General features: G+C 49.0%; 10 protein-coding genes. 3 read left to right on the top strand and 7 right to left on the bottom strand.

Features of this window, described 5'->3' with window-relative positions:
• Positions 1-185: 185 nt before the first annotated feature.
• Positions 186-1,184: an RnfABCDGE type electron transport complex subunit D gene (locus tag AN477_RS11525; protein WP_083486201.1), complete on the top strand. Its 999-nt coding sequence runs from the start codon at positions 186-188 to the stop codon at positions 1,182-1,184.
• A 231-nt stretch (positions 1,185-1,415) separates the two neighbouring features.
• Here AN477_RS11525 and AN477_RS11520 read toward each other — a convergent pair whose 3' ends face one another.
• Positions 1,416-2,759, bottom strand: a complete 1,344-nt coding sequence (locus AN477_RS11520) for an FAD-dependent oxidoreductase (RefSeq protein WP_054969308.1) — start codon at positions 2,757-2,759, stop codon at positions 1,416-1,418.
• A gap of 52 nt (positions 2,760-2,811) precedes the next feature.
• Positions 2,812-3,804, bottom strand: coding sequence for a LysR family transcriptional regulator (locus AN477_RS11515; protein WP_083486207.1), 993 nt, complete (start codon positions 3,802-3,804; stop codon positions 2,812-2,814).
• Positions 3,805-3,936: 132 nt separating this feature from the next.
• On the opposite strand from AN477_RS11515, the gene AN477_RS11510 reads away from it, so the two are divergent.
• Positions 3,937-5,061: a TDT family transporter gene (locus AN477_RS11510; protein ID WP_054969307.1), complete on the top strand. Its 1,125-nt coding sequence runs from the start codon at positions 3,937-3,939 to the stop codon at positions 5,059-5,061.
• A 149-nt stretch (positions 5,062-5,210) separates the two neighbouring features.
• On the opposite strand, the gene AN477_RS11505 is transcribed toward AN477_RS11510, so the two are convergent.
• The 3 genes from AN477_RS11505 to AN477_RS11495 form a co-directional block, all read right to left on the bottom strand.
• Positions 5,211-6,626, bottom strand: coding sequence for an MFS transporter (locus tag AN477_RS11505; RefSeq protein WP_054969306.1), 1,416 nt, complete (start codon positions 6,624-6,626; stop codon positions 5,211-5,213).
• A gap of 369 nt (positions 6,627-6,995) precedes the next feature.
• Entirely contained in the window at positions 6,996-7,688 is a 693-nt protein-coding gene (locus tag AN477_RS11500; protein WP_054969305.1) for an aspartate/glutamate racemase family protein, read from the bottom strand.
• Positions 7,689-7,712: 24 nt separating this feature from the next.
• On the bottom strand, positions 7,713-8,270 hold the full coding sequence (locus AN477_RS11495) for an NADPH-dependent FMN reductase (protein ID WP_054969304.1): 558 nt from the start codon (positions 8,268-8,270) through the stop codon (positions 7,713-7,715).
• Between the two features lie 200 nt (positions 8,271-8,470).
• Between AN477_RS11495 and AN477_RS24505 the strand changes: the two genes are divergently transcribed.
• On the top strand, positions 8,471-8,641 hold the full coding sequence (locus AN477_RS24505) for a hypothetical protein (RefSeq protein ID WP_157061923.1): 171 nt from the start codon (positions 8,471-8,473) through the stop codon (positions 8,639-8,641).
• Here AN477_RS24505 and AN477_RS11490 read toward each other — a convergent pair.
• Complete coding sequence (locus AN477_RS11490) at positions 8,623-9,378, bottom strand: hypothetical protein (protein ID WP_054969303.1); 756 nt, start codon at positions 9,376-9,378, stop codon at positions 8,623-8,625. The two genes, AN477_RS24505 and AN477_RS11490, sit on opposite strands and share 19 nt — an antisense overlap.
• Positions 9,378-12,452, bottom strand: a complete 3,075-nt coding sequence (locus tag AN477_RS11485; RefSeq protein WP_169787880.1) for a DEAD/DEAH box helicase — start codon at positions 12,450-12,452, stop codon at positions 9,378-9,380. Before AN477_RS11485 ends, AN477_RS11490 begins: the two co-directional genes overlap by 1 nt.
• Positions 12,453-12,674 lie beyond the last annotated feature (222 nt).

The raw sequence follows: 12,674 nt of genomic DNA, 5'->3' as shown, positions 1-12,674 counted from the left end.
ATTTCGTTGCACGAATTGACTGATTTGGCTGCACGAATTTGCTGCAGGAGGAGTTCGAAGACTTCTATGGTGCTGTTCAGATGGCCCTTTTGGAGGGTGCTGTTCAGATGATCCTTTTGAAGGCACAGAACCCGAACGAGCAGCGATAACTATCAAAATAACAAAGGGAATGGAGCGATACTTGCATGAACGCGCCTGTATATGAAGCAAATCGACGCCCACCGAGGAAAGTTCCCCGGCAGTCCACGTATAGTGAATTTCAAAAGTTCATCAAGACACCAAAGGGAACGGTGCTCATCACACTTTTGGTACTGATGCTTTTTGGTTTGATTCATGCGTCTGATCGGCCTGGCATCGTCAACATCATTGTTGCCATGGCAACAGCGAGTCTCATTGATTGGATCGTGGGCAAAATCCGTAAAAATAAACGGCTGATTCCAGATGGCGGTATGATTACCGGTCTCATCATTGGACTGATCTTGAGTGACACGGTGCACTGGGACGTCGTTGCATTGACCGCTGGCATTGCTGTAGCATCGAAACATCTGCTCAAAATTGGACGCAAGCCGATCTTCAATCCTGCGGCATTTGCCCTATTGTTTGCTCTGCTTGTCTTCCATACCGGGCAAAGTTGGTGGGGAGATCTTGCAGACATCCCGGTGATTTTTCTACCTGTCCTGCTCATTGGCGGATTCTTTATCACATCCCGAGTCAACAAATTTCCGCAAGTTCTCGTCTATCTTGGAACATCCTTCTTGCTGATGACATTAGCTGCACTTTTCCATCTCGGAAATGCGGCTTACACACCAGGCGATGCGCTCCGTGTGCCGCTTCTGAACGCAACATTATTCATGGCGTTCTTTATGCTGACCGATCCGCCGACGTCACCGGGCAAGGATGTTCAACAGGCCTCCTTCAGCATCTTAGCTGCCATCATCAGTGCCGGAGTTTACCTCATCTTTGGCGGTCTCTCGTATCTGCTGATTGGATTGCTTGTGGCCAATGCCGGACATGCTTATTTTTCCATTCGCCGCAAGAGAGCGAAAGTTACACAGCAGCAGGAAAAATTGTGGGAAGAGGAACTTCAGCGCCGCCGCGAACACTTGGAACGGCAACGAGAACGGGCCAGACAACGGGTCGTGCAGTCGTACGAGGAGACAGAATATCAGCCAGAACCACAATAACCGCTGTGAAGAATAGCGGTTCCCTTCAAATGTGTGTGCCACCGTTGTACGGCTTGGGTACTGGAACCATGCCCAATTGACACAGTCAGGCTCATGCGAAACACATCGCATAAGCCCGCTCAAGAAAGAGTAAAAGGACAATTGGAACCATCAAGCTACATTGATAGGCTGTGCACCAGTACGCCTTTTTCAATCCGTCGATTAAGCATCTGTCCATTAAGCATCTGTCCATTAAGCATCCGTGCTGGAGAATTGGACGAAAATCTTCGGTAAAAGAGTTGGTCGGAAAAAGGCACTTGATGGTTTCGTTAAGTTCATCACTTGCGCGAGCGTTAGATACACATCTTGTTGATTTGCGGAAGCTCTGTATATTTTTCGAGTGAGCCACTGCATCAACTTCACTCCGCGCGGTCGACATCCACTTATGTCAGGATGTCTAAAGGACTCTGTAATTGCCATATCCCATGGACCCTGCGTAATCCGCACGAGTTGTTTATAAAAACGATTGTGAAGCGTATCTAACTCTCCTCGATCTTTCATGTTTCTTAATTCACTACCCAACAACTCAGCCTCCAGGGCAGCTACAGACATTCCTTGACCATAGAGCGGATCAAACCTACAATATGCGTCACCCAATACAACCAGATGGTGAGGCATATTGTTTGCTCGGTCGAACCGGTTGCGTACCTGGGACGGAATACGGTACGTATGTAAATCACTAATTGGAGTCGCATTACGAAGGAACTCATGGATATGCGGCTCTGGGAGTGATTGAGCAATGAGCATAAACTCTTCATCTGTCTTGGGTGGCTGCTTCAAATATCCCCCCAGGGTCACTCCAAATTTATTGTCCTCGAATGAGAGGATAACGCCTGCATATGGTTGGTCTGGTAATTGCGCTGAGATCATCAAATTTTTCCATCCGAGTTTCGAGCTATCTGTTTGGTAGAAACGAGTCGCATAGAATAGGTCAATCTTTACTGTCTCCATGGGACTTTGTGATGCTGCGTCAGGCAACCATTTACGAAATTGTGAACCGAACCCGGTTGCGTCGACTACGAAATCACACATGATGTCGTTGTCACTCACACGATTCGATTCACGTACTTTAACCCCTCGAATCGTCTTCTGGTCGGCAGACAAAATGAATCCAACGACTAAAGAGTTATGATGAATGTTGATAGTAGAGTACTGCCTTAACCTACGCTGTATATGCCACTCCAGGAATGGGCGTGTTTGCTGGACAGCGACAATTCCACTCTCGAATCGCTTCTTCCAATTTCCAAAGTGGAACCATTCCAAGTCATTTGTAAAATCCGCAACGACACTGCCATCTGCGATTAGCTCAGTGATAAAATTGGGGAACAATCGCTCCAAGACCTGTTGTCCAGCCTGTAAAAGTACGTGTGAGTGCTCACCTTGGGGAACTCGCTTTCTAGCACTTTTCACGTAAGACGCATCATCCGCCTCCACAATGATAACTTCGTCGAAAAAGTCCGCCAACACTCTTGCTGCGAGCATACCTGAAATACTTCCCCCCACGACAACAGCGCGTCCACCAACCGACTCTGTCACCCATACCGCCCCCCGTCTTTACCCACGTACAAAGATTATATTACAGAATTTTTCATTTTTTATCTGTACATGACTTTATACATCGTGAAATATGCGGAGAGAGGATTTGGCGTGTTTCACGGATGGCCAAACCAATTTGATACCCACCGCCTTTCGTCAATCTGTCCTTCTGCTCAAGCAGGTAACTTTGGAAACTAGACGTAACCCTGGTTCTAAAGCCCGATTTTGCGAGGATCATTGAAAATGCACGTTCAGCCGGCAATCCGGGCAATTTCAACTCCACCAATGCCTGCCACTGCAGTTCTCGATGTACGGTCCACCTGGACAATAAGGTAATACCAAGACCAGCCAAGACAGACTCTTTGATCAACTGCGTACTCGTGAATTCTTGGATTACAGGTGGACGAAACTGGAACTGTTCAAAAACAACCTCTGTAATCTCCCGGGTGCCAGACCCTACCTCTCGAATAATCCACGGCGCGCTTTTCAAATCTTCCTCTGTGATAACTTCACGACCAGCGAGAGGATGGTCACTCGCACAGACGAGAACAAGGTGATCTGCCGCTAACGGCTCTACTGCAATCTCTTGAAGGCTGCTTGTCGAACCTTCAACGATGCCAATGTCCAGGTCGCCATTGGACACCAGTTCCGCCACTGCCCGGGTGTTCTGGATCTGAACCGTTGGCTCCACTTCGGGATAGCGCTTTCTAAAATCTGCAATCAGGTGAGGTAATACATATTCCCCGAACGTAAAGCTTGCACCGATGGCAAGTGGTCCACTCGGCTTGCTCCGCAAATCTTCTATCAGGCGCGTCATCCGTGAATATGAGTTCAGGATTTCCTTCGCTTCTTTGTATGCAACTTGTCCTGCCTTTGTCAACCGAACATTCCGCTTATTCCGATCAAACAATTGGACGTCCAAGCGCTTTTCAAGCGTCTGCACATGCTGACTGATGGCCGGTTGACTTATCCGCAATTTCTCGGCAGCAAGAGTAAAGCTGTGTTCTTCAGCCACAGTCACGAACGCAAGAAGATGAATGTCCATACTCAGGATTACCTCGCTCTCCCAAAACATTATATAAGATTCACTTATAGAAACAACATAAAACATGTATTTAACTTATTCAACACTCCGGATTATGATCACGTTGTATCCACAAACGGGAGGCGACATCTCATGAGCGTCATCAAGCAAATTGGTCCAAATTGGTTTACGACAGTCATGGGGATAGGCATTGTATCAGCCTTAACATATACATCCCCAATCTCAATTCCGTTTCAGCACGTCTTAGGCGTGGTCCTGTTTCTCATTTTGAATGTGGTATTTGTTGCAGCGCTCTGTTCCTGGATACTGCGTTGGGTCGTGCACACCAAAGAAGCACTGGACGATTTCAGACATCCGTCTCGGGCGCTATTTTACGGTGCATTTGCAATGGGAATCAACGTGGTCGGAAACGATTACTTTCTAATTGGCACGCACATTTTCAATACTACTTCCGCACTGCTCGTAAGCAAAATTTTCTGGATGTCTGGTGCGGCTGCTTCGATCCTAACGGTCATTATTGTGCCCTATCTGCTCTTTGTAGAACACCACGTCGAACCACATCAAGCACTGGCAACATGGCTCATACCTGTTGTGCCCCCAATTGTTGCAGCGGCGACTGGAGTAAACCTAATCCCAACTTGGCATGGTCATGCGGCTCAGTTCACAATGTTAGCTCTGATACTCGCTATGTTTGGTGTCACATGCTTTCTGTTCATTATGGTCAGCGGCCTCGTTTATTCACGGTTGGTGTATCACAAGAGGCTAAACGGTGAGGCTGCCCCAAGCCTGTGGGTTGAGATTGGACCGGTCGGTATGTCGATGGCATTGTTCGGTGCATTGCCAACACAGACGGTTGGATTACTGGCGAAATATACACCAATTCTGCACACCGTTGGCCTGATATTTGATGTGGCTCTATGGGGGATCGGCGTCTGGTGGATTATCATTTCATCCATGCATACTATCCTTCATTTGACCACCCGCGGAGATGGTCTACCCTTTCACATGGGATGGTGGAGCTATGTCTTCCCAATTGGCAGTTTCACAAGTGGAACATATGCATTGGCCCATCTGACCTCCTATCCAATGTTCTTTATCGCCAGTCTCGTTCAATTGGCTATACTCTGGGCATGCTTCATTATCGTCTTGACTCGCACCACGAATGGCTTAGTTAAAGGTGAACTCATCAAGTGGCGTGCTGACCACTCCCAAAACGATCACCATAAGAATTATCCAGGTATCACCAAAGTGTCGTAAGCACCTTACATGTGCTGTGCCTCATATGTTATATGAGCCTTATATGAGCCTTATATGAGCCTTACATGAGCTCTTCTATGTGCACTTTACCCGTCCCAACAAATGAGGCTCTCGGCAATTTCCCGAGAGCCTCATAAGATGCTTACTACTCACGCACTTGTTGTTGCGGTTTGTATTTCCGGTGTGGAGCTGTCTGGTTGATGCGATAAACTTTCCATCGATTTTCTTGCGGGCTCTGGGAGAACAAGAGTCAGCAGCATTCCAACAAGCGAAAACGCAAAGGTGATGTCCAGGGTCCCTTTGAGCCCCAGTGACCTGCTCAGTATTGGGAAGACAAACACACCAATGAACGCTCCGATTTTTGCAATACCTGCCGACATTCCGTGACCCGTGGTACGCATCGATACCGGGAAAAGTTCTGCAGCCATTACGAACGTTGTAGTGTTCGGTCCAAACTCAGCGAAGAAGTAACTTAACCCGTACAAGACCATGAACGGCAGAATGGAAGTTGCCACGTTTGGCACAACGCCAATCAGCAAGAACATTAATCCCATGAACAAGAAGCCAATCAACTGAAGGCGCTTATGTCCAATACGATCCATGGACAAAAATGACAAGATATAACCAGGTACTGCAGCTACGGCGAAAATAATCAACGACAGAGATTCACTTTGAATCAGCGTCATGTGAGGGGAAACAAGTTTGAGAATGGCGCTGGTGGAAATGGTGTTCCCGTAGTATGCGTAGTCAAACACAAACCATGACCCGGCCGTACCGAGCAGCATCAGCAGATATTTCGGATTCGTGATGAAACGTCCAAATGTCAACTTTTCGACACGGCTGGACCCGCCTTCGACCGCGACCAAGCCACCTGAATACTGACGAATACTCTTGGCTGCGTCCGCTTCACGACCGCGTACCTGTGCGAGATAACGCGGGGATTCAGGCAGGGTTCGACGCAGGTAGATAACGAACAATGCAGGAATGGCACCCAATCCAAGCATTAAACGCCATGCAATTGAATCCGGAACGCCTGCGCCAATCAGTGTAATGGCAACGACCGGACCAACGATTGTGCCTAGTGCCTGCATGGAGAATACCATGCCGACTGTTTTACCGCGATCCTTTGTGTTCGAGAACTCAGACATGATAACTGCACTGGTAGGATAGTCCCCTCCGATACCAATACCCATCAGAACCCGAAAGCCAATGAGCCACCATATGTTTGGTGAGAATGCCGAAAGAATCGCACCAATTGTCATGATTAAAGCTTCAGAGCCGTATAACTTTTTTCTTCCAAAGATGTCTGCAAGTCTACCGAACAGAAACGCTCCGAGGAAAGTCGCAATCAGTGTGGCACTTCCGACCCAACTCACCTGTGTGGTTGTCAGGTTCCACTGGGTTTTAATGATAGATAGGGCTGCACCAATAATGAATAAGTCATATGCATCTGTAAAAAATCCGAGTCCCGCGGTTAAGACAGCCCTGAAATGAAATAAACCTAATGGTGCATCATTAAGGGCCTCGACGACATTGTTGTTTTGAGACATGTGCTTCTCGGTCATACGGCTAAACAGCGATTCCGTATGAACCGTTCACCTCCCCCTAGAACGGATTCTGGAGACACCAAAAATCTACAAATCCAGTCTAAATTCGAAACGTGAATTGAATATTAAGCATGTGTAAATTTTACGTAAAATTATTCGAATTACCTTCGTGTAAAGTGCAGGGTAACGTTGGTCAACCCTCAGCTTGCGAATAAGAAAAAGGCTGGATGCATGAACCAACATGCATCCAGCCTTTACATCAAGTATGTTACAGCGCATAAGCGCCAGGAGATGACGTTCGCTCCACTGCTGTGTTTATGGAGCTGCCGTTCACTGAAGTCTTCCAGATGCACCCGTTAAAGCGTTAGGGCAGCAAGGACGGTGGTTTTAGGAGTTCAAGCTGAAGTCTAATGCAAAATCAACGTGAATGGCGGTTGTATCAAACAACTGCAAATCGACGTGTTGTGGTTCTAGTATCATGCCCAGCTCTGTACACCCTAGAATTACACCTTCAATTCCACGTTGTTTGTTTCGCGAGATGACATCGAGCAAACGATGACGCGATTCATCCGTGACAACTCCGAGACACAGTTCATCATAGATAATCTGATTCACAACGAGAATGTCATCATCGTCCGGTACGACAATATGTAATCCTTTACTGGTCAACCACTCCTTCAGGAAAGGTTGTTCCATGGTGTACCGAGTCCCAAGTAAAAGAACATTGTTTTTCATTGCACTCAAAACAGCTTTTGCTGTTGCATCACCAATATGAAGCAGGGGAACAGAAACAGATTTGGTTACGTAATCCGCTACTTTGTGCATCGTGTTTGCCGCAATGACGATGCATTCTGCACCAGCGCCTTCTAGGCGCTTTGCAACATCCGCGAAAATTTCTCCGGCTCGTTCCCATTCTCCCGTTCTCTGCAATTCCTCGATCTCCGCAAAATCAACACTCCATAAGAGAATTTGAGCCGAGTGAAGTCCACCTAAGCGATTCTTTACACCCTCATTCAAGGCTGCGTAGTAATGTGCCGTGGATTCCCAACTGATTCCACCAATGATGCCAATACACTTCATAGTTTTTCACCTCTTCAAGCCCACTTAAGCCCTCAAGTTCTTCAATGCACCGCTCCAGGCCATCACTTCATCAAGCATGGTATTGACAGTTTGCAGGTGCAACGGTTGGGGATTAAATTTGGATCTGTTTTCAAAGTCGAAGAACACCGACAACGCTGGATTTGTCTTGACATCGGCAACCTTCAATTCAGCGAGAATACCGCGCAGATGCTCAGCCGCCCGCACACCACCGACTGCTCCGTAACTAATAATGCCTGCAGCCTTGTTGTGCCAAGCGTCTCGCGCAGAGTCAAGCGCATTTTTCAACGCCCCCGTAATACTGTGGTTGTACTCTTGGACAATAAAAACGAAGCCATCCAAGCCGGCCACTTTTTGATTCCAAGCGACAATCCCAGGGTCTGTATTATCGGTCGTTCCGAAGAACGGCAGCTGATACTCAGCGATGTCTACGATTTCATAATCGGCATCGCCGCGTTGCTCACCAATCTCTTTTACCCATGTGCCTACTTGAGGGCTGACACGTCCTTGACGTGTACTCCCTAAGATGATTCCGATTTTGAGTTTTTCGGTTGCATTGGTCAATTTTGTTTCCTCCTTGCTGAATGTACGGCTTACACAACTGGATTTATCGTCATATCTCAACCATGACACTTTGTGCGCCTTGTTAAACCAATTTTTTTGTAGAAGCGTGAAACATTTTGTCATTCCCATACGTCTCTATTACTGAACTATACCTTTACTGAACTATACCTTACCATGCGTTTTAAAGGAGGGAAATTGATATGGGCGTTGGATTTATCATCAGCATCATTTTTCTCGCAGCTCTACTTGGCATCTTTTCGCGTCAAGCCTTGCAGGTCACGGAAGAACGGTCATCTGTCGAAGATGGCAGCCATCCTGTGAACGAAAATCATCCTGACGACAGCGATTCGTCTCACTCCCATGCCATGTAGCGCTCTCGCCAAATGGTTTGCTTAGATTCATCCCAGTTTGGCGGGAGTCTGTGCCGAATTCGCTCACTCTGAGATAATACCGTTTCTTGATACACAGCCTCTTCTTCCTTGCCGAACAGCTTCATCCCCTGACTCTGACCCACCATCGTCAAGGATGTTCCCAACTCGGTTGTTCCGCCAATGTGATGCGCCTTATCAAGTAGATGTTCTGTATCCAACCCAAGAAAACCGAGCGCTAAAAGCGGACTCTCTTCCATCTTGTGTAACAAGGCAAACAACGCTGCTGCAACATGAAAACAAGGCACTTCAGGTTCCCTGCACGTACACGTCACACCAGAGAGCCATTTCATTGCAGTTCGCTCAGTCGGGTACCACTCGAGTCCCATTTCGGACAACCTATCCCAAAAATCGCGCGTCCACTGGCCACGATACAATGCACCAAGCCAGTCTGGGCGCAAGAACAATATGCTTGCAATTTGTTCTTGATACGTCGTACCGTCATCCAGAAATGGCATCCGAACTGTATAGTCTTGAGATGCATAGCGCATCTTTGGACCTTGAATTTCAGCAACGATACGGCCGTCCTTGATGGAGAGCGTCGTTACCTGCCCCTGTTTCTCCATGGCTTTTCCACGTCGCTGACGACTGACTTCAATTCGGTCAATGACGGCCTTCCACTTCAATTCAATCATACTGTTATTTTTTGTGTTGCTCTTTTGTGCCCCCTGCCTTGCCATCAGACCTCTTCCTCCTCAAAGTCAAACGCAGCGTCGAGCTCAAACAAATTCCGAAGCGCGTCGTTGTCCATTTCCGTCAACCATCCTTCGGACTCGCCGACGACGGCCTTGGAGAGGGAACGTTTGGACTGAATCAGATGATCAATCCGCTCCTCGAGGGTCCCTGTACAGACCAACTTGTGCACCTGGACGTTTTTGGTCTGTCCAATACGAAACACGCGATCTGTCGCCTGATCCTCAACGGCCGGATTCCACCACCGATCATAGTGAAAGACATGGTTCGCTCGGGTCAAATTCAGGCCGACTCCCCCAGCCTTGAGAGACAACACCAGCACTGGGGACTTGTCGCGTCCGCTTTGGAAGGCATCGACAATTTCGCCTCTGGTGACAGAAGTAAGGCCACCGTGCAAGAACTGAGGCCGCCATCCAAACCGTTGTTCCATTGCGTCACACAAGATTTCACCCATGCTGCGAAACTGGGTAAACACAATCGCCGCCTCCCCGACGGACAGTGCATCATCCATGAGGTCAAGGAGCATTTTGAGCTTGCCGGAACGATTCACAGCTGGGCTTCCGCCAACGGTGAGACATGGATGATCACACACCTGCTTGAGTCTGACGAGTGCAGTCAAAATCTGTCCTCGTCTAGACATCGTTGTCGTTGTTCCATCAATGCTGAGGAATAGTCGATTCACGACGGACTGATACAGCGCACCCTGTTCGGACGTCAGTCCTGCGTACTCCAGCACTTCCCACTTCTCCGGGAGTTCAAGTTGAATGTTTGGATCGGTTTTGCTTCTTCGCAGTAACACCGGCTGCAAGAGTTGATGCAGTTGCCAGGAAGTGCGGCCACTCTCCTGGTTCGAGATCGGATCAATAAACTGTCTACGGAACCACGATAAGCTCCCAAGATAGCCTGGAATCGCAAACCTGAATATGGACCACAACTCTTCGAGCCGGTTTTCAATCGGCGTACCTGTCAGCGCGATCCGGTGACGCCCATTCAACTGAGACACAACCTTCGCCTGCTTGGTCTCCGGATTTTTGACATTTTGCGCTTCATCGACAACCACCGAATCCCACTCCACGGTGACGAGGACGTCTTCGTCACGCACCGCCGTCGCATACGTCGTCATCACGACATCATACTCGGAGATGAGATCTGTAAATGACCCTGGCCTGGACTCCCTGTCTCCACCGTGATGAACGTAAATCGCCAGGGTAGGGGCGAAGCGGGTAATCTCTGCCCGCCAGTTCTGCAAAAGTGAAGTCGGGCAGATGAGCAGGTGCGGGCTCCTTCGCGGTGCGTCGTCTTTCAAGTGACACCAATAGGCAAGCACCTGAATCGTTTTTCCAAGCCCCATATCATCTGCAAGTACGGCACCGCAACCAATCTTGCGCAGGTGCAGTAGCCATTCGTAACCCATCTTTTGATAATCACGCAATCTCCCTTGAAATAACCGCGGCGAGGCTGTGCCTGTCGGGCGTCGAGATTGGAGCAAGGCGTAAACGAGATCGCGAATATCTCGAACATCTTCTGCAAACTCAATATCGACTGGGATCTCTTCCTGAACTTCGGTATCGCCGAGCAAAACCATGCGGGTGACGTCAATAAAGCTGCCCCCTGCAGCCTCATCAGCACTGCGGCGCAAGGTTTCCATCTGCCGCATAATGGTGTCGAGCGGGAGCAACCGCCAATTTCCGCCTAACTGGACCAGCGGAGAACGTTGCATCACAAGTTGCTGAAAAGCCTCCTCGGACAGCTCTGTACCGCCTAGCGCGACTTTCCAATCAAATTCAACGAGTTGCTGGGCATCAAACCAACTGGTGCCTCGTAAATGACTTGGTGCGTGCGCTGTCTTATGTGACTTTCTCCGGACCTGCACGCGGATCCGAATATCCCCTGCTGACATCTCCTTGATATCCGGATAACGGATCTGGAAACCGAGCTCCTCAAGCTCCGAGGCCTCTTGGGTCAAAAATGAGAATACGGCCTCCGGTGCAATCACTGCCTCACTCGTCTTTGGTTCTTGCAGGGAATCTTCAATGGCGGTACTCACATCCGCTGCTTCAAGCAGCTTTGGCAAAACCCATCTGTCGATGTCCTTCAACACTGCGCGCCCTATCGCAAAGTCCCGCCCAGGTTGCTCCCACCAATCTGACAGTGGGCGTTTGGCATTCCAATAGCGATGTGCGACGAAGTAACGCAGATGCCAACTCGACTCACCATCAAACGGCGGCACAAGTTGAAGTTCGAGATAATAGTCAAACTTCCCACTCCGATCCTGCAGCCAATCTCCGCTCCACCCTGTCTGTTGAAAGACCTGTTTCATCGTTCGGCAAACGAGCCATCCATCCGCTTCAAACTCTGTATTTTCTATATTTGATGCAGTGCCCGATTTGTTGGCGTTGCTGAGTGCAGTTTGCCAGGCGGTCAAAACTTCCTCTTCGCCTCGATACATGATGCGGTAAGACGAACCCCCACCCGATTTGGGCTCTGCCTCACGCACCGGCGGGACGGTCACATTGTCACGAACAAACGCATCGATGCAAAGGAACAAGAACCCATCGACCCATTCCGAGGCTTCCTCCGTCGTTCGTATAGTTGTGCACTCTGCCTCGCTGATATAAAGGGCCCGCAGTGCCCTGTGCTGCGGCAGACTCCATGCCGGCAACCAGGCTGCAGCAAATGCACCTTTTGATGTCCATCGTCCTACGCCTTCCTCTTCCTGCCGTGCAAACTCTACACACGCCGCAATGACGTCTTTGAGACACGTGTCTCGAGGTGCTGCAAAAGCCACCACATCATGAATAGACACAATATCGGCAGCCAAGCGCACGAGTCGCACCAACAGTTGCAGCTCCGGTGAGAGCATACTCTCATCAGATCGGGCCGCTGTCATGAGTACGTCAATCAATACCCTGCCGTCACACTGCAGGGTCACACTTCCCGAATCCGAGTTTGTCGTCAGAGAGGCTGCGTCGGATCCAATGGTGGGAACGAGCGCGTCCGCAAGCCGAACCAAATCTTCTGCGCCGGCGGTGTCCTCGCTCCAAAGTTCACCACGCCCCAATGAGTTCCACGTTGGACCGAGTTTAAAACTGCCATGAAGTGGGCGATTTAATTGTGCAAGTGTCCATTTGTGCTCAGCATTTGGCATCAGAACTGTAATTCACATCCGCTTCCTTGAAAAATCCATTTAATTATTATAACGCACCTTTTCATCTCCTGCATTTGCTTCTTCTTCACGGAAGCCCTTTCCGGAATATTTATGAGTCTTGTCCCGTAATCTTTG

Origin of the sequence: Paenalicyclobacillus ferrooxydans (assembly GCF_001399675.1) — a bacterium.
In the GTDB taxonomy this organism is placed as follows: Bacteria; Bacillota; Bacilli; order Alicyclobacillales; family Alicyclobacillaceae; genus Alicyclobacillus_B; species Alicyclobacillus_B ferrooxydans.
Note: the sequence above shows the minus strand (reverse complement) of the source record. Positions and strands in the feature narration are given on the sequence as shown.